This is a genomic window from Burkholderia pseudomultivorans, assembly GCF_902499075.1.
GTDB lineage: Bacteria > Pseudomonadota > Gammaproteobacteria > Burkholderiales > Burkholderiaceae > Burkholderia > Burkholderia pseudomultivorans.
Map to the genome: position 1 here is coordinate 297,147 of NZ_CABVPP010000001.1, position 17,248 is coordinate 314,394.

General features: G+C 68.3%; 13 protein-coding genes and 1 pseudogene. 10 read left to right on the top strand and 4 right to left on the bottom strand.

What is annotated here, in order from left to right:
* Positions 1-5 precede the first annotated feature (5 nt).
* From BST28156_RS01295 to BST28156_RS01315, 5 genes and pseudogenes are all read left to right on the top strand, one after another.
* Entirely contained in the window at positions 6-848 is an 843-nt protein-coding gene (locus tag BST28156_RS01295) for an ABC transporter permease (RefSeq protein WP_060243125.1), read from the top strand.
* 33 nt (positions 849-881) lie between these two features.
* Positions 882-1,706 (top strand): ABC transporter permease, encoded by an 825-nt coding sequence (locus tag BST28156_RS01300; RefSeq protein WP_174901249.1) that lies wholly within the window; start codon positions 882-884, stop codon positions 1,704-1,706.
* Between the two features lie 39 nt (positions 1,707-1,745).
* Positions 1,746-2,597 (top strand): ABC transporter ATP-binding protein, encoded by an 852-nt coding sequence (locus BST28156_RS01305; protein ID WP_060243120.1) that lies wholly within the window; start codon positions 1,746-1,748, stop codon positions 2,595-2,597.
* Positions 2,598-2,745: 148 nt separating this feature from the next.
* Positions 2,746-3,690, top strand: a complete 945-nt coding sequence (locus BST28156_RS01310; protein WP_009690305.1) for a TauD/TfdA dioxygenase family protein — start codon at positions 2,746-2,748, stop codon at positions 3,688-3,690.
* A 176-nt stretch (positions 3,691-3,866) separates the two neighbouring features.
* Positions 3,867-4,816 (top strand): annotated as a pseudogene (locus tag BST28156_RS01315) (TauD/TfdA dioxygenase family protein).
* Positions 4,817-4,888: 72 nt separating this feature from the next.
* On the opposite strand, the gene BST28156_RS01320 reads toward BST28156_RS01315, so the two are convergent.
* Entirely contained in the window at positions 4,889-6,550 is a 1,662-nt protein-coding gene (locus BST28156_RS01320; protein WP_174901250.1) for an ABC transporter substrate-binding protein, read from the bottom strand.
* A 284-nt stretch (positions 6,551-6,834) separates the two neighbouring features.
* On the opposite strand from BST28156_RS01320, the gene BST28156_RS01325 reads away from it, so the two are divergent.
* Together BST28156_RS01325 and BST28156_RS01330 are read left to right on the top strand one after the other, a co-directional pair.
* Positions 6,835-7,242 carry a DUF427 domain-containing protein gene (locus BST28156_RS01325; protein WP_174901251.1) on the top strand — a complete coding sequence of 136 codons (408 nt, stop codon included), beginning with the start codon at positions 6,835-6,837 and terminating at the stop codon, positions 7,240-7,242.
* Between the two features lie 248 nt (positions 7,243-7,490).
* Complete coding sequence (locus BST28156_RS01330) at positions 7,491-8,483, top strand: sulfonate ABC transporter substrate-binding protein (RefSeq protein ID WP_174901252.1); 993 nt, start codon at positions 7,491-7,493, stop codon at positions 8,481-8,483.
* 28 nt (positions 8,484-8,511) lie between these two features.
* Here BST28156_RS01330 and BST28156_RS01335 read toward each other — a convergent pair whose 3' ends face one another.
* The gene (locus tag BST28156_RS01335; RefSeq protein WP_174901253.1) at positions 8,512-9,093 is read right to left on the bottom strand and encodes a putative glycolipid-binding domain-containing protein; all 582 of its coding nucleotides are present in this window, start codon (positions 9,091-9,093) and stop codon (positions 8,512-8,514) included.
* A 67-nt stretch (positions 9,094-9,160) separates the two neighbouring features.
* Between BST28156_RS01335 and BST28156_RS34625 the strand changes: the two genes are divergently transcribed.
* On the top strand, positions 9,161-9,496 hold the full coding sequence (locus BST28156_RS34625) for a type 2 periplasmic-binding domain-containing protein (RefSeq protein WP_254596331.1): 336 nt from the start codon (positions 9,161-9,163) through the stop codon (positions 9,494-9,496).
* A gap of 21 nt (positions 9,497-9,517) precedes the next feature.
* On the opposite strand, the gene potE is transcribed toward BST28156_RS34625, so the two are convergent.
* Positions 9,518-10,903: a putrescine-ornithine antiporter gene (potE, locus tag BST28156_RS01345; protein WP_174901254.1), complete on the bottom strand. Its 1,386-nt coding sequence runs from the start codon at positions 10,901-10,903 to the stop codon at positions 9,518-9,520.
* A gap of 41 nt (positions 10,904-10,944) precedes the next feature.
* Positions 10,945-13,245, bottom strand: coding sequence for an Orn/Lys/Arg family decarboxylase (locus BST28156_RS01350; RefSeq protein WP_174901255.1), 2,301 nt, complete (start codon positions 13,243-13,245; stop codon positions 10,945-10,947).
* 484 nt (positions 13,246-13,729) lie between these two features.
* On the opposite strand from BST28156_RS01350, the gene BST28156_RS01355 reads away from it, so the two are divergent.
* Both BST28156_RS01355 and BST28156_RS01360 read left to right on the top strand, forming a co-directional pair.
* A complete protein-coding gene (locus BST28156_RS01355) occupies positions 13,730-15,907 on the top strand; it encodes an ornithine decarboxylase (protein ID WP_174901256.1) in 2,178 nt (725 codons plus the stop codon).
* A 172-nt stretch (positions 15,908-16,079) separates the two neighbouring features.
* Complete coding sequence (locus BST28156_RS01360) at positions 16,080-17,243, top strand: MFS transporter (protein WP_174901257.1); 1,164 nt, start codon at positions 16,080-16,082, stop codon at positions 17,241-17,243.
* Positions 17,244-17,248: the final 5 nt, after the last annotated feature.

The following is a 17,248-nucleotide window of genomic DNA, read 5'->3' on the forward strand; positions in this document are numbered from 1 at the left end:
CGCCGATGAGCGACACCGCGATCCCGATCCCGTCGTCCGACCCGCATGCGCTCGGCGCGTCGCCGCGCCGTCGTACAACCGTGAAGCGGCTGGCGTGGCTGCTCGCGCCGTGGGCGCTGCCGGCGCTGCTGTTCACGCTATGGAGCGTAGGCAGCGCGCGCGGCTGGATCGCGCCGCAGATCCTGCCGCCGCCCGAGCAGGTCTATCAGGCGCTCGCCGAACTCGCGGCGAGCGGCGATCTGCTGCGCCATACGCTGATCAGCCTGCAGCGCGTGCTGGTCGGGTTCGCGGCCGGCACGCTGCTCGGTTTCGCGATCGGCGCGGCGCTCGGCCTGTCGCGCACGTTCGAAGCGTACGTGCTGCCGAGCTTCAATGCGCTGGTGCAGATTCCGGTGCTCGGCTGGCTGCCGTTCCTGCTGCTGCTCGTCGGCGTCGGCGAGCCGCTGAAGTACCTGCTGATCGCGCATGCGGCGCTGGTGCCGGTCACGCTGAGCACGCTGCAAGGCTTTCGTCAGACGCCCGCCGCGCTCGACGAGGTTGCGCGCGGGTTCGGCTACACGCGCAGGCAGCGCATCGTCCACGTCGTGCTGCCGGCCGCCGTGCCGACGCTCGCGACCGGCGTGCGGCTCGCGTTCACGAAATCGTGGCTCGCGCTCGTCGTCGTCGAGCTCGTCGCGTCGTCGGAAGGGCTCGGCTACCTGATCGTGTACGGCCGGCAACTGTTCCAGCTCGATCTCGTGATGGCCGCCGTCGTCGTGGTCGGCGCGGTCGGCCTGCTGATCAACCGGCTGCTCGATGCGCTCGAAGCGCGCCTGCGTCGCGGCGTGCCGTCCGCGTTTCGCGGCTGACGCTGTGCGCCGCGCTTCCCGAGGAGTCCTGTCATGCCGCATTCCGCCACGCCGATATCGCACGACGCGCAGCGTGCTACCGTCGTGACGCGACGCCGCCCTGCACCCGACTGGCGCGGCCTCGTGCTGCCGCTGGCCGCGGTTGCGATCTGGTGGGCGATCGCTTCTGCGCACCTGATCAACAGCGGGCTGCTCGTCAGCCCCGCCGACGTGCTGCGCACCGCATGGACGCAGATCGCGAGCGGCGCGCTGGTCCGCGCGCTGTCGGCGTCGCTTGCGCGCGAAGCATGCGGCTTCGCGATCGGCGCGACGGGCGGGCTGCTGCTCGGCGCCGCGCTCGGGCTGTCGCGCATCGCGACGCGCATCGTCGGCCCGAGTTTCGACACCTTCAAGCAGATCTCGCTGTTCGCGTGGATCCCGCTGATCTCCGTGTGGTTCGGCCTCGGCGACGTCGCGAAGGTCGTGTTCCTGTCGCTCGCCGCGCTGCTGCCGGTCGCCGCGCATACCTGCGACGGCATTCACGCGGTGCCGCGCGCGTACGTCGACGTCGCCCGCGCGCTGCGCTATTCGCGGCTTCAGCTCGTGCGCCACGTGATCCTGCCCGCCGCGCTGCCGTCGATCTTCACCGGACTGTATCTCGGCCTCATCTATTCGTGGCTCGCGACGCTTGGCGCCGAATACCTGCTCGTCGCGGGCAGCGGCATCGGCAACACGCTGATCGACGGCAGCGAGCAGTTCCGGATGGATCTCGTGCTGTTCGGGATCATCGTCGTCGGCGCGACCGGATGGGCGCTGAACGCGATCGCCCGCGCGATCGAGCGCAAGGTGCTCGCGCGGCGCGGCGACCTGAACGCCTGATCGTCCCTTTTCCCCGTGACTTGCTACGCCTGCTCCGCCATGACGACCCTCGCCTCCGATTCGCTCGACATCCTCCACGTAAGCAAACGCTACGCGCAGCGCGGCGCGTCGCTCGCCGTGCTCGACGACGTGTCGCTGCACGTACGCGCCGGCGAATTCGTCACGATCGTCGGCGCGAGCGGCTGCGGCAAGTCGACGCTGCTGCGGCTGATCGCGGGGCTCGACACCGACTACGCGGGCGAGATCCGCGCGGGCGACGAGATCGTGCGCGACACGTCGCTGCAGCGCGGCATCGTGTTTCAGGACCATCGGCTGTTCCCGTGGCTGACCGTCGCGCAGAACATCGAGGCCGCGCTGCGCAACGCGCCGCTCGATGCGCCGCAGAAACGCCGCGCGGTTGCGGACCACATCGCGCTGGTCGGGCTGAACGGCTTCGAGCACGCATATCCGAACCAGTTGTCCGGCGGCATGGCGCAGCGCGTCGCGATTGCGCGCGGCCTCGTGAACCGTCCGCGCGTGCTGCTGCTCGACGAGCCGTTCGGCGCGCTCGACGCGCAGACGCGCACGCGCATGCAGAACGAACTGCTGCGCATCTGGGAACAGGAACGCATCACGATGATCCTCGTCACGCACGACGTCGACGAAGCCGTCTATCTCGGCGATCGCGTCGTCACGATGGCGCCGCGCCCCGGCCGCATCGAGCGCATCGTCGACGTCGCGCTGCCGCGCCCGCGCCGCCGCGATTCGCCGGCCTTCGCGCGGCTGCGCGACACGGTGCTCGCCGATTTCGACGATAGCGACGCACACGACGACGACCGGCCGGGCGGCACGCCCGCGCGGACCGATGCGTCGCACGCGCAGCGGATCGGCGCATGGCGGCTCGCATGGTAGGCGCACACGCACGCGCCATTGCATCGCATTCCCGCGCATATCGATCGTTCTCGTCCGCACGCTAAGGTTGTGACGATTGATCGGTTCCGGTTCCGCGCGGTCCCTGCTTGAATGGAAGCCCGAACGCCCTCACCTCAGGAGACTCCCGATGTCCGAAGTCCAGCACGCCGCTCACCCGTCATCGCATGCCGCGCCGCGTACGGCCGCCGCCCCGCTCCAGCTTCGCCAGGTCGCCGGCCGGATCGGCGCCGAAATCTCCGGCGTGCGGCTGTCGGCCACGCTCGACGATGCGACGTTCGACGCGATCCAGGCCGCGCTGCTGCGCCACAAGGTGCTGTTCTTCCGCGGCCAGCGCCATCTCGACGACGCCGCGCAGGAAGCGTTCGCGCGCCGCTTCGGCGACACGGTCGCGCATCCGACCGTGCCGTCCGTCGACGGCAGCGCGCATCTGCTCGAACTCGATTCCGCGCACGGCGCACGCGCCAACTCGTGGCATACCGACGTGACCTTCGTCGATGCGTACCCGAAGATCTCGATCCTGCGCGGCGTCGTGATCCCGCCGGTCGGCGGCGACACGGTGTGGGCCAACACGGCCGCCGCGTATGCGCATCTGCCCGACACGCTGCGCACGCTCGCCGATACGCTGTGGGCCGTCCATACGAATGCGTACGACTACGCGTCGACCCACGTGCACGCCGACGAAACGCAGCTGAAGCGCTACCGCGAAGTGTTCACGTCGACCGTCTACGAGACCGAGCATCCGGTCGTGCGCGTGCATCCTGAAACGGGCGAGCGCACGCTCGTGCTCGGCCACTTCGTGCAGCGAATCAAGGGCCTGTCGACGCAGGACTCCGCGCATCTGCTGCAGGTCTTCCACGAACACGTGACGCGCCTCGAGAACACCGTGCGCTGGAGCTGGCAGGAAGGCGACGTCGCGATCTGGGACAACCGCGCGACCCAGCATTACGCGATCAACGACTACGGCGATGCGCGCCGCGTCGTGCGCCGCGCGACCGTTCACGGCGACGTGCCGGTCGGCATCGACGGCCGGCAAAGCGTGGTGCTGAAGGGGCCGGGCGCCACGCTGCAGTAATGCGCGTCGCGCGGGCGGGAACGGCAGCGCGTCGCCGTTCCCGCCTGCACGGCGCAGCGGCCCGTCACCGTCGCCATGACCGGAAACCCGACCATGCATCCTCGCCCGCCAAACCGGCTCGCCAGCCCGTCGCGATGTCGGCCGTTCGTTCCGTTCACTTCCGCCAGGAGCGTCGCATGAGCGCCCTACTCGAACCCGCCGGCCAGCCGGTCGACGTGATTCCGCTGTCCGCCCACATCGGCGCGGAGATTCGCGGCGTCGACCTGACCCAGCCGCTGACCACGCCGCAGATCGCCGCGATCCGCCACGCACTGCTGAAATGGCGCGTGATTTTCTTCCGCGAACAATTCCTCACGCACGAGCAGCACGTCGCGTTCTCCGCGCAGTTCGGCGAGCCGACGGTCGGCCACCCGGTGTTCGGGCATGTCGACGGACACCCTGCCGTCTATTCGATCGCGAAGCACCGCAAGGCGACGCGCTTCGAAGGCGAGCCGGTGCGACGGCCGTGGACCGGCTGGCATACCGACGTCACCGCGGCCGTGAATCCGCCGTGGGCGTCGATCCTGCGCGGCGTGACGATTCCGCCGTACGGCGGCGACACGCAGTGGACCACAATCTCGTGCGCGCGTACGAGACGCTGTCGGCGCCGCTGCGCGGCTTCGTCGACGGCCTGCGCGGCATTCACCGCTTCACGCCGCCGGCCGGCGCCCGCGCGACCGGCGCCTTCGACGAAGCCGTCGAGCGGCGCCCGCTCGTGACCGAACACCCGCTCGTGCGCGTCCATCCGGAGACCGGCGAGCGCGCGCTGTACGTGAGCCCGAGTTTCCTGAAATCGATCGTCGGGCTGACGCCGCGCGAAAGCCAGGCGCTGCTCGAACTGCTGTGGGAACACGTGACGCGGCCGGAATTCACGATCCGCTTCAAGTGGGAACCGCGCAGCATCGCGTTCTGGGACAACCGCGCGACCGCGCATCTCGCGCCCGTCGACATCTTCGATCTCGACTTCGATCGCCAGCTTTACCGCACCACGCTCGTCGGCGACGTGCCGGTCGGCCCGGACGGACGACCGTCGGTCGCGCTCGAAGGCTCGCCGGTGGAAACCGCGGCGGCGGTCGCGCTCAACTGACGTGCGACGCGGGCACGGACCGGCGCGCCGGTCCGTCGTCGTCAGCCCATCGATACATCGAACCGCTGCGCTTCAATCGAGCCACACGCCGTCGAACCGATGGCCGCCGAGCGGCGAAAACGCGAGCCCGTGCACGCGCTTCGACACCGGCAGCGACACGATCGACGTCGCGATCGGCGTGAACGGCACCTGATCCTTGAACACGACCTGCGCCTGCTCGTACAGCGCCGTGCGCTTCGCGACGTCGGCATTCGTGCGCGCCGCGTCGACGAGCCGCTCGAAATCGGCGTTGCACCACTTCGCGAGATTGCTGCCGTGCACCGCGTCGCAGCCGAGCAGCGCGCCGAGCCAGTTGTCGGGATCGCCGTTGTCGCCCGACCAGCCGTACAGGATCGCGTCGTGCTGGCCGTCCTGCTTCGAGCGCCGGTTGTATTCGCCCCATTCGTAGCTGACGATCTTCGCGCGCACGCCGATCTTCGCCCAGTCCTGCTGGATCAGTTGCGCCATCAGCTGCGCGTTCGGGTTGTACGGACGCTGCACGGGCATCGCCCACAGCGTCAGCTCGAAGCCGTTCGGGAACCCCGCGCGCGCCAGCAGCGCCTTCGCGGCGGCCGGATCGTGCGGCGCATCCTTCAGGCGCGGGTTGTACGACCATTGCGCCGGCGGCATCGGGTTCGTCGCGATCGTCGCGTCGCCGTTGAAGACCGTTTTCAGGATCGCGGCCTTGTCGATCGCGATGTCGAGCGCGCGCCGCACGTCGACGCGATCGAGCGGCGGATGCTGCGTGTTGTACGCGACGAAGCCGACGTTGAACCCCATCGCCGAAAACAGCGTGAGCGACGGGTTGCGCCGCACCGTGTCGAGATCGGTCGGGCGCGGGAACACCGACACCTGACACTCGCCGCCGGTCAGCTTGTGCAGGCGCGTCGCCGGGTCGGGCGTGATCGAGAACACCAGATGCGCGAGCTTCACGTCGTCGGGCTTCCAGTAGTCGGGATTCGCGTCGTAGCGGATCACCGCGTCCTTCTGGTATGCGCGCAACTGGAACGGGCCCGTGCCGACCGGGAACTGGTTGATGTCGGCCTCGCGATGGCGCGCGGCCAGCTGCGACGCATACTCGGCCGACAGGATCGACGCGAAGGCCATCGCGAGATTGCGCACGAACACGACGTCGGGCGCTTTCAGCGCGAAGCGCACCGTATAGTCGTCGACCTTTTCGATGCGCTCGATATTGCGGTCGAAGCCGAGGTCGCTGAAGTACGGGAAGCTGACCGGGTAAGCCTTGCGGAACGGATCGTCGCGATCGAGCATCCGGCGGAACGTGAAGACCACGTCGTCGGCCTGGAACGGGCGGGTCGGCTTGAACCATGCGGTCGTCTGGAATTTCACGCCGCGCCGCAGGTGGAACGTGTAGATGCGCTGGTCGGCCGACACGTCCCAACTGGTCGCCAGGCCCGGCTCGAGATCGAGCGTGCCGCGCCGGAACTGCACGAGTTCGTTGTAGATCGTATGCGTACTCGCGTCGAAATCGGTGCTGGTCGTGTGCTGGCCGGGATCGAAACCGGCCGGGCTGCCTTCGCTGCAGAACACGAGCGTGCTGCCGGCCGGTGCGGCAAGCGCATGCGACGCGGCCCCGGCCAGCATCAGCGACGCGGCGATGCAGCGAAGCGCGCTCGCGAACGGCGACGCGTTGCGCGCGCGACGCGCGGCGGGCGGGATCAAGCGGATTTTCATGGCGATAGAAAGGGATGGATGGCGGTCATACGAATGAAGACGGACGATCTTCGCGCCTGTCCCGCCGATCGCGAACCAATCGATTCGGTATTGCTTATCGCCATCGCTGCATCCCGGCGCCGCCGCGCAAAAACGTCCGCGCAAGCGTCGGGGCAGACCCGCCGTCATCCGGCCCCGTGCAGGTTCCGCGGAATCGGCGCATCGTATCGGTTGGCTGACCGGACGCCGGCGCACGCGCGCCGGGATCCGCCGCCTGCGCACCGCCCATACCAGGAGGACACACGATGCCTGACAGCCCCGATACGCAATCGCGCCCCGTGAAGACGCCGGGCCCCGACCATCCGATCACGGTCTCGCCGCATCCGTCGCGGGTGGTCGTCACCGTGGCCGGCCGGGTCGTCGCCGATACGCAGCGTGCGCTGGCGCTGCGCGAGGCCACCTACCCGGCCGTGCTGTACATTCCGCGCGAGGACGCCGACATGACGCTGCTGCAACGCACCGACCATGCGACGTACTGCCCGTACAAGGGCGACTGCGCGTACTACTCGATCCCGGCCGGCGGCGAGCGCGCGGTCAATGCGGTGTGGACGTACGAACGTCCGTATCCGGCCGTCGAAGCGATTCGCGGACACCTCGCGTTCTATCCCGATCGCGTCGATTCGATCGTCGACAGCGCGGCCGACCCGGATTGAGCGTCCGCGGCATCCTGCCGGCCCCGCCGCCGCAGTGATGCGACGCGCATCGCACGGGCCGCTTCCGTACTGCGCCGCGGCTGATTTGCATATGCGGATTCGTTGGTTGGCCGCCGGCCCGCGCCGACGTATCGTGCGGAGTCCGGCAGGGACCGTCCCGTTGCGCGCATCGCCCGCATCCGGCCCCGCCGTGCGCCGACCGCGCCGCATTCCGCGCGCGGCCCGCTTTCCGCACGCAGGACGCTTCAATGAACGACACAACGACACCGGCGAACCCGCGTCGCCGCCAGTGGCTGCAACACACGGCCGCCGGGCTCGCCGGCCTCGCGCTCGGGCCGCTCGCGAACCTGCCCGCACACGCGCAGGGCAGCGGCACACGGCTGCGCGTGGGCTTCCAGAAATACGGCAACTTCGTCGTGCTCAAGGCGCGCGGCACGCTCGAGAAGCGGCTCGCGAGCCAGGGCGTCGCCGTGCAGTGGCTCGAGTTTCCGGCCGGCCCGCAATTGCTCGAAGGGCTGAATGCCGGCGCGGTCGACGTCGGCACGGTCGGCGAGACGCCGCCGATCTTCGCGCAGGCGGCCGGCGTCGATTTCGTCTACATCGGCAACGAGCCGCCGGCCCCGCAAGGCGAGGCGATCGTCGTGCTGCCCGATTCGCCGATCCGCACGGTCGCGCAGCTGCGCGGCAAGAAAGTCGCGTTCAACAAGGGCTCGAACGTCCACTACCTGCTCGTGAAGGCGCTGCAGCACGCGGGCCTCACGTATGCCGACATCCAGCCGATCTACCTGACGCCCGCCGACGCGCGCGCCGCGTTCGTCCAGCGCAGCGTCGACGCGTGGGTGATCTGGGATCCGTATCTGGCGGCCGCCGAGCGGCAGCTCGGCGCGCGCGTGGTGGCGAACGGCGAAGGGCTCGTGCGCAATACCCAGTACTACCTCGCGGCGCGCAAGTATGCGTCCGCGCAGCCGCAGGTGCTGCGCGCGCTGCTCGACGAAGTCGATGCGGTCGACCGCTGGGGGCGCGACCACATTCCCGAGGTCGCCGCGCAACTGTCGCCGCTCGTCGGTCTCGACGCGCCGACGCTCGAAGTCGCGCTCAAGCGCACCGGCTACGGCGTGCAGCCGATCGCCGATGCGACGATCGCCTATCAGCAGAACATCGCCGACGCGTTCAGCACGTTGAAGCTGATTCCCGGCAAGGTCACGGTCGCCGACGCGCGCTGGCACACGACGCCCGCATGACGCGGCGCGACGCACTGGACCGATGCCGTTATCGTGACGGCGTCGCGCCGATCCGCTTCCACTCGTCGTAGTCGGTGACGAGGCCCGCTTCGTCGACCGCAATATCGGCCGCGTAGGTACCGCTCTCGTAGCGATACACGCGCTCCGCCGTTCGCGTATAGCGCTGCTCGCCGCGCAAGACGTCGAAGTCCGGGAAGCGCAGCCATGCAGTCCGGATGGCGGCCGACTCGCCGATACGCAGCCCGAGCCGCCGGATCGGCAGCGTATTGGTCGACGGGCTGAAGCCGAGATCGACGTCGGTCGCGCCGTCGAGAGACGGTGCGTCGATCCCCTGGATCGTCCACCGTCCGTTGTCGCATGCGATATCCAGCTGCTGCGGCGCCGCGCCGAGCCAGCGCGTCACGCGCGCGGCACGCGTCAGCCAGTCGGCGCCGCACGCGATCGCATAGTCGATGCGAAACGGCGTACCGTCGATCGCGCCCGCGACCGAACCCGACAGGTCGATCCCGGCGGGCGTCTCGACGAGCCGGCACCATTCGGCCGCCTGCCACGTCTGCACGATCTGCCACGCGACGCATCGCGTGCGCGCCGGTTCGTTCGCGTGCGTCATGTTGTCGTCTCCCGTTTGCCGATTGCGGTCGATCGGCGTGTGCGCGTCGCGCTGCCGCGTCGATCGAATGCAAAAACGGATTGTCGCTCATGGCGCCGGCAGGACGTGCGGTTTCGACGACGAATCGTCGGTCGGGCCGGCCTGCACGGTGCATCCGCGCCGGCCTCCACAGGAACGTGCGCAACCCCGTTCGCACACGCCGATCTCGAAAGCGGAACACACGCCCGGCGGCACCATCCGCCTCGCATCGCCGCAATGCTTCGGCGAAGTCGTGATTCCGAAGGCGCCGATGCACATCCGCACGCTGTACCCGCAACTGCGCATCGATCTCGTGCTGAACGACAACATCGTCGACCTGCTGAAAAAGGAACTGCCCGCGCTGTTGCAGAAACCGGCGCGCTAACGACGGCCGGCCCCCCCGTCGTCACGCCTGCAGCGACTTCCCGGGCTCCTTCGCGTGCGCGTCGACTTCCATCTGATAGAAACGCGCGCTGACGAAGCCGAACAGCGTCCAGCCCGCGAACACGCACAGGCCGCCGAGCATCAGCGCCTGCTCGCCGGAGCTGAACAGCGCATAGAAGCTGTACGCGGTCGCCACCATCGCGATCACGTTGGTCACCAGCGCCTTGGCCGGCGGCACGTTCGCGATCTTCTGGATCGTGATCAGCGCGGCCATCGACATCACGTAGGGCACCAGGTTCGTCACGACCGCGAGATCGACGATCTTCTGGAACTGGCTGCTCAGTTCCGGGCTGATCGTCATCAGCGCGAGCGCGACCTGCGCGGCGAGCAGGATCACCATCCCCACGATCGGCGTGCCGGTGCGCGTCGCGCGTGCGAATACCGGCAGGAAATAGCCGACGTCCGCCGAGCTCTTGAATACCTGCGCGACCGTGAACTGCCAGCCGAGCAGCGAGCCGATGCACGCGATCACCATCAGCGCGGTAACGATCGTGCCGACCGTCGGCGTGAACATCGTCGCGAATGCGATGCCGAACGGCGCATTCGACTTCGCGAGAATCGCATTGGGCACGATGCCCGCGATCACGTTGGTCGACACGATGTAGAACACCGCCGATGCGATCGTGCCGCCGAGCACGGCGATCGGCACGTTGCGCTCCGGATTCTCGACGGCGTCCGAGTTCGCGCACGCCGATTCGAGCCCGAGAAACGCCCACAGCGTCACCGCGATCGAACTGCCGACCGCCGGCCCGAACGGCAGGTTCTGCGGATTCCATGCGGCGCCCCACGTGGCGGCGCTGAACCAGAACCAGCCGATCAGCGACACGACGACGACCGGGATGATCACCCCCCACACGGTGACGGCGCCGATGCGGCCGGTGATGCGCGAGCCGCCGAAGTTCGCGACCGTCGTCAGCACCAGCAGGAAGATCGTCCACAGGCCCGTCTGCAGCGGCGTCAGCGTCGCGTTGAACAGCACGGTGCCGTAGCCGACCGCCGTGACGCCGATCGCGACGTTCGCGATCACGAGCGACAGCCCGTACGTGTAGTTCGCCATGTAGTTGCCGGCCTTGCCGAACGCGTATTCCGCATAGCCGCCCATCCCGCCCGGCTTGCGGCTCAGCATCCCGCAGCGCGCGAACGCATACGCGAGCGCGAGCGAGCCGCCGGCCGTGACGATCCACGACAGCAGCGAGATCGTGCCGACCTGCGCGAGCTTCGACGGCAGCAGGATGATGCCGGAGCCCATCATGTTGACCGCCGTGAGGATCGTCAGCTGCCAGACGTTCATCCGGTTCTTCGGCGCGGCCGCCGGGGCCGCATCGGACATGCGCGCTGCGTTTTCCATGATGTCGATCCTTCGGGGTGAGGCCGTCGCCGGCCGGTCGATCAGGCGGTCAGGCAGTACACGCGGTACGTGCCGTCCTCGACTTCCACGCCGTGCGTGTCGTGCGCGAATCCCGGGAAGCGCCGGTCGTACGCTTCGAGCGCCTTCAGATAGCCGAGCACCGGGCCGCCGGCCGGCCCTGCGTCCTCGCCCGGCATCAGCAGCGGAATGCCCGGCGGATACGGCACGACGCCCGTCGCCACCGTGCGCCCCGCCAGTTCGTCGAGCGTGACCTGCTCGACACGGCCCTGCACCAGATGCTCGTATGCGCGCACCGGACTCATCTCGGGCCGCGGCAGGATCGAGAACGCCTCCGACATCAGCCGCGTCGTGCCGAGCTGCTCCATCGCCGCAAACATCGTGTCGGCGAGATCCTTCAGCCCCATGCCCGCATAGCGCGCGCCATGCTCCTTCACGAGCGACGGAATCGCGAGATCGAGCGGCAGGTTCGCGTCGTAGTCGCGCTTGAAATCGCACAGCGCGCTGACGAGCGAGCCCCACTTGCCCTTCGTGATGCCGATCGAGAACAGGAACAGGATCGTGAAATCGGTCGTCTTCTCGACCACGATGCCGCGCGCATCGAGATACGCGGTCACAACGCTCGCCGGAATCCCGACCGGCATCAGGCCGCCGGCCGGCGCGACGCCCGGTGTGACGATCGACACCTTGATCGGGTCGAGCATGCAGTAGCCGTCCTCGATGTTGCCGAACCCGTGCCACTGCGCGCCGGGCCGCAGCACCCAGCATGACGGATCGGTCGCGAGCAGTTCGGGCGGCGCATCGTGGAACGGCAGCGTGCGGCCGGTGCGCGTCTCGAGCACGGTATCGGGCTGCCAGCATTCGAAGAACCAGTCGCCCTTCGCCGCATACTCGCCGTTCATCCGCGCGATCATCTGCCGGAACGCGACGGCCTCCTCGATCGACTCGCGCGTCAGCGCTTCGCCGCCGGGGCCGTCCATCATCGCGGCCGCCACGTCGTTCGACGCGATGATCGCGTAGTTCGGCGACGTCGACGCGTGCATCATGAACGTTTCGTTGAATTGACCATGCGGAATCGGCTTGCGTCCGTCGCGCACGTGGATGTACGACGCCTGCGACAGCGCGGTCAGCAGCTTGTGCGTCGACTGCGTCGCGAACACCGTGGGCCGGTCCGCATGATGGTCGCGCGGGTCGCCGTGCATCGCATGGCGGTCGCGATAGATCGGGTTGAAGCGCGCGTAGCCGTACCAGGCTTCGTCGAAGTGCAGCCGGTCGACGCTCGCGCCGAGCAGTTCCTCGACGCGCGTGACGTTGTAGCACAGGCCGTCGTACGTCGAATTGGTGACGATCGCGTGTTTCGGCTGGCGATCGGCGAGCCCGGCCGCGAGCGGATTCGACGCGATCGCGTCGCGGATCGCCGTCTGCGTGAGTCGCTCGGACGCGATCGGCCCGATGATCCCGTAGCGGTTGCGGGTCGGCACCAGGTAGGTCGGGATGGCGCCGGACATCGTCATCGCATGTTCGGCCGACTTGTGGCAGTTGCGGTCGCACAGCGCGATCTGGTCTCGGCTCACGCTTGCCATCAGGATGATGCGGTTCGACGTCGACGAGCCGTTCGTCACGTGATACGTGCGATGCGCGCCGAATACGCGCGCCGCGTAGCGCTCGCTGTCGCCGATCGGCCCCGAGTGATCGAGCAGCGAACCGAGTTCGCCGACCGAGATCGACAGGTCGGAGCGGAACAGCGATTCGCCGAAATATTCGAAGAACGCGCGGCCGACCGGCGACTTCAGGAAGCCCGTGCCGCCCGTGTGGCCGGGTGTGTGCCACGAGTATTCGTACACGCGCGAGAACCGCGCCAGTGCGCCGAACATCGGCGGCAGCACGGTCGAGCGATAGCGTTCGATCGCCGCGTGAATGCGTCCGCCGATGAAGTCCGGGGTGTCTTCGAGCAGCCACACGAAATCGTCGACCTGGCCCATCACGGCCGCCGGCACCGACGACGCGACGCTGCGGTCGGCCAGCAGGAAGATCGGCACATTGCCGTTGCGCCGGCGGATTGCATCGACGACCGACTCGGAAGGCTCGTGGCCGTCCACGCCGAGATCCCAGTCGAGCAGCACGCACTGGATCGACGGGTCGGAGCGGATCAGCACGATCGCGTCGTCGGCGGACGTGGCCGTGAGCACGTCGATGTCGCGCTGCGCGAGTTCCGCGCTCAGCGTGCGGACCGCCCGCCCCGCCGCCGTTTCCTGCGAAATCTCGTCGTCGACCAGCAACGCGCGCATGCCGAGACGACGAATGCCACCGCCGGAGATGTTCATGATGTTGCCCTCGCTGTTCCGATGCTTCGATTGGTCTGTTTCGTCCCACGAGCACGCGGACAGCCGACCACGGGCGCGACATGAGACGCTCGCCATTCCGGTTTGCTTTGCCATCCAATTCGGTGGCGACTATGCCATAGATGCCGGTCGATGAAAAGCAAGCGATTCGGATAAACCGTCGCCTGTTTTTAAACCGGCTTTCACGCGCCGTTCATTTTGATGTGCAATGCAGCATGCCATTTCACGTCGCGCCGGATCATTTTCATTCCGTAATGAAGCATGTATATCCGATCGATTGAATTCGCGGGATTTTGTTGCTACGATCGGCTGCGCCGGGACGTATGCGGCGCCGGCTTCGGCGCTGCGCGGCGCATTCCGGCCGATTCGGCATTCGCGGGAGCATTTTCAAGCGGCAACGGCGTCTGTCGGATTTGAAGCGCGCCGTTGCGACTCCCGTTTTCCTGACATTAACGGGAGAATTCGCGTGAGCCTGTTGAAAATCGCAGTCGAACCGTCCCTGACCGGCGCCTTTCTGACCACGCACGAACAGGTCGACGTATTCCATACCGATTTTACGAATATCGCCGCAATAGTCGTCGGGATTGATGCGGCGCCGAAAATTCTGCAGGCGGTCGAACGAACCGGATTCGCGATTCCGTTCTTCGTCGCGGTCGAGCCCGGCCAGGAAGTCCCGCCGTCGATCTTGCCGAACGCAAACGGCGTGATCCAGCTCGGGCACGGCGGCCGGCATTACTACGGCCGGCAGATTTCCGCCGCCGCCGAGATCTACAGCGAAGCGCTGCTGCCGCCGTTCTTCAAGGTGATGCGCGAATACGTGCAGCGCGGCTACGTCGAATTCGACTGCCCCGGCCATCAGGGCGGCCAGTTCTTTTCGAGCCACCCGCTCGGGCGGACGTTCTTCGACTTCTTCGGCGAAACGCTGTTTCGCGCCGATCTGTGCAACGCCGACGTCCGGCTCGGCGACCTGCTGATCCACGAAGGCCCCGCGCTCGAGGCGCAGCGCAACGCGGCGCGGATCTACAACGCGGACAAGACCTGGTTCGTGCTGAACGGCACGTCGATGTCGAACAAGGTCGTCACGAGCGCACTGCTCGCGCCCGACGATCTCGTGCTGTTCGACCGCAACAACCACAAGTCCGTGCACCTCGGCGCGCTGGTGCTGTCGGGCGCGCGGCCCGTTTACCTCGAAACCGCGCGCAATGCGTGGGGGCTGATCGGCGGCGTCGACAGCGCAGCGCTCGACGAAACGCGGATCCGCGACGCGATCCGCGAAGTCGCGCCCGAACGCGCCGACCTGCCGCGCCCGTTCCGGCTCGCGGTGATCCAGCTCGGCACCTACGACGGCACGATCTACAACGCGCGCGAGATCGTCGACCGGATCGGCCGACTGTGCGACTACATCCTGTTCGACTCGGCGTGGGTCGGCTACGAGCAGTTCATCCCGATGATGCAGGATTGCTCGCCGCTGATGCTGGCGCTCGGCCCGGACGATCCCGGCATCTTCGTCACGCAGTCGGTGCACAAGCAGCAGGCCGGGTTCTCGCAGACGTCGCAGATCCACAAGAAGGACCGCCACATCGAAGGCCAGAAGCGCTTCTGCGATCACCGGCGCTTCAACAACGCGTACATGATCCACGCGTCGACGAGCCCGTTCTATCCGATGTTCGCGGCGCTCGACGTCAATGCGCAGATGCACGCGGGTCCGGCCGGCAAGCGGCTGTGGCGCGACTGCGTCGCGCACGGCGTCGACGCGCGCAAGCTGCTGCTGAAGACCTGCCGCCAGATCCGGCCGTTCGTGCCGCAGACCGTCGACGGCCGGCCGTGGGCCGACTACCCGACCGGGCAGATCGTCGACGACCTGCGCTTCTTCCGCTTCCATCCGGCCGACGCGTGGCACGGCTTCGAAGGCTATGCGAACGACCAGTATTTCGTCGACCCGTGCAAGCTGCTGCTGACGACGCCCGGCATCGATCGCGACACGCACGCTTACGCGCCGTTCGGCGCGCCGGCGCCGATCCTCGCGCGCTATCTGCGCGAGCACGGCGTCGTGCCCGAGAAGGCCGACCTGTACACGATCCTGTTCCTGCTCACGCCGTCCGAGAGCTTCGGCAAGCTGCAGCACCTGATCGCGCATCTCGCGCAGTTCGAACGCCATCTCGACCAGGACACGCCGCTGCGCGACGCGATTCCGTCGCTGTGCGAAGCATATCCGGAGCTGTACGGCGACATGCGCCTGCGTCAGCTGTGCCAGCGGATGCACGACTTCTATCGCGGCCATGACATGAAGCATCTGCAGAAGCAGATGTTCCGGCGCGCGCAGTTCCCGAAGCAGGCGATGCTGCCGCAGGCCGCGAACGCCGAACTGGTCCGCAACCACGTCGAGCTGGTCGCGCTCGACCGCATCGAAGGCCGGATCGCGGCCGAAGGCGCGCTGCCCTATCCGCCCGGCATCTTCTGCGTGGTGCCCGGCGAAGCATGGGGCGGGCCGGCGCTCGACTATTTCCGCGCGCTGGAAGCGGGGATCAACACGCTGCCGGGTTTCGAACCCGAAATCCAGGGCGTGTACCTGCAGACGAAGCCGGACGGCACGCGGCAGGCGTTAGCGTACGTGGTCGCGAACGACACGCACGAATCGCGGTAGCGACGCCGTGGTCGCGCCGTCCCGCGCGAAACTTGCGCGCGGCGCGCGCCTGCGGTAGCGTGCTGCTTTCCGGGATAACCGAAGCCTCGCGTCGAAACCCATCCGTCGATTCGATCCGATGCGGCCCGTCCTTGCCGACGCCGTCGCGTCGTGCGTACAGGAGGGGTTTCCGTTGGACACTCGCGTTTACCTGCTCAGCGCCGCCGTATTTCTGGCCGGCGTCGCCGAAAACATCTGCGTCGGCATCCTGCCGGCCCTCTCCGCCGGCCTGCACGTGTCGGTCGCAGCCGCCGGCCAGCTCACCACGATTTTTTCCGCCGTGTTCGCCCTGGCCGCGCTCGTCGCGGCCGCATGCATCGCGCGCGTCGAGCGGCGCACCGCGCTGCTCGCGTCGCTCGGCGCGTTTGCGGCCGCGAACCTGCTCGCCGCGGCCAGCCCCTGCTATGCGAGCCTGTTCGCCGCGCGCGTGCTGATGGCCGCGAGCTGCGCGACGCTGATCCTCGTCGCGACGCGGTTCGCGGCCGAACTCGCGCCGCCGTCGCAGCGCGGCCGCGCGATCGGCATCGTGTTCATGGGGATCAGCGCATCGCTCGTGCTCGGCGTGCCGATCGGGATGCGCATTGCCGACTGGGCCGGCTGGCGGGCGGTATTCACGTCGATCGCGCTGCCCGCGCTACCCCTCAGCGTGTGGCTCGCGCACCGGCTGCCGCGCAGCGCGAGCCTGCCGGCTTCCGAAGCCGCTGCCGCGCCGTACCGCGCGGTGCTCGGCCGCCCGCGGCTGCTGGCCGCGCAATGCGTGTCGATCGCGATGATCGGCGGGCACTTCACGCTGTTCGCCTATCTCACGCCGTACCTGCAGGCCGTGCTGTCGCCGGGCGCGGCCGCGCTCGAAAGCCTGTATGTCGCGTTCGGTGTCGCCGGCGTGACCGGCGCGTGGCTCGGCGGGCTGCTGTCCGACCGGCTCGGCGCCTCGCGCGCGCTGTGCGCGTGCCCCGCGGCGTTTCTCGTCGCGATGGCGATGCTGCCGGCCGCCGGCGCATCGCCGTTCGCGTTCGTGCCCGCGATGATGCTGTGGGGCGCCATCAGCTGGTCGATCTCGCCGATCGTGCAGAACTACCTGATCCACGCCGCGCCGTCGCTGGCCGATGCGAGCGTCGGCATCAACGTGTCCGCGATGCACGCGGGCGTTGCACTCGGTTCGGCGTTCGGCGGCGTGCTGGTCGGGCGCGATGCGCTGCTCGCCACGCCGTGGGCCGGTTGCGCGCTCGTCGCCGTCGCGCTCGGGTGCGCATGCGTCGCGGCGCGGTCGCTGCGGCAAACGGCGCGCGCGTCGTGAACGGC

Coding starts and splice junctions, on each gene's coding strand:
- BST28156_RS01330 (WP_174901252.1), top strand. CDS start 7,491: ATGAACGACACAACGACACCGGCGAACCCGCGTCGCCGCCAGTGGCTG.
- BST28156_RS01295 (WP_060243125.1), top strand. CDS start 6: ATGAGCGACACCGCGATCCCGATCCCGTCGTCCGACCCGCATGCGCTC.
- BST28156_RS01300 (WP_174901249.1), top strand. CDS start 882: ATGCCGCATTCCGCCACGCCGATATCGCACGACGCGCAGCGTGCTACC.
- BST28156_RS01335 (WP_174901253.1), bottom strand. CDS start 9,093: ATGACGCACGCGAACGAACCGGCGCGCACGCGATGCGTCGCGTGGCAG.
- BST28156_RS01305 (WP_060243120.1), top strand. CDS start 1,746: ATGACGACCCTCGCCTCCGATTCGCTCGACATCCTCCACGTAAGCAAA.
- BST28156_RS34625 (WP_254596331.1), top strand. CDS start 9,161: ATGCAAAAACGGATTGTCGCTCATGGCGCCGGCAGGACGTGCGGTTTC.
- BST28156_RS01350 (WP_174901255.1), bottom strand. CDS start 13,245: ATGAACATCTCCGGCGGTGGCATTCGTCGTCTCGGCATGCGCGCGTTG.
- potE (WP_174901254.1), bottom strand. CDS start 10,903: ATGGAAAACGCAGCGCGCATGTCCGATGCGGCCCCGGCGGCCGCGCCG.
- BST28156_RS01325 (WP_174901251.1), top strand. CDS start 6,835: ATGCCTGACAGCCCCGATACGCAATCGCGCCCCGTGAAGACGCCGGGC.
- BST28156_RS01320 (WP_174901250.1), bottom strand. CDS start 6,550: ATGAAAATCCGCTTGATCCCGCCCGCCGCGCGTCGCGCGCGCAACGCG.
- BST28156_RS01310 (WP_009690305.1), top strand. CDS start 2,746: ATGTCCGAAGTCCAGCACGCCGCTCACCCGTCATCGCATGCCGCGCCG.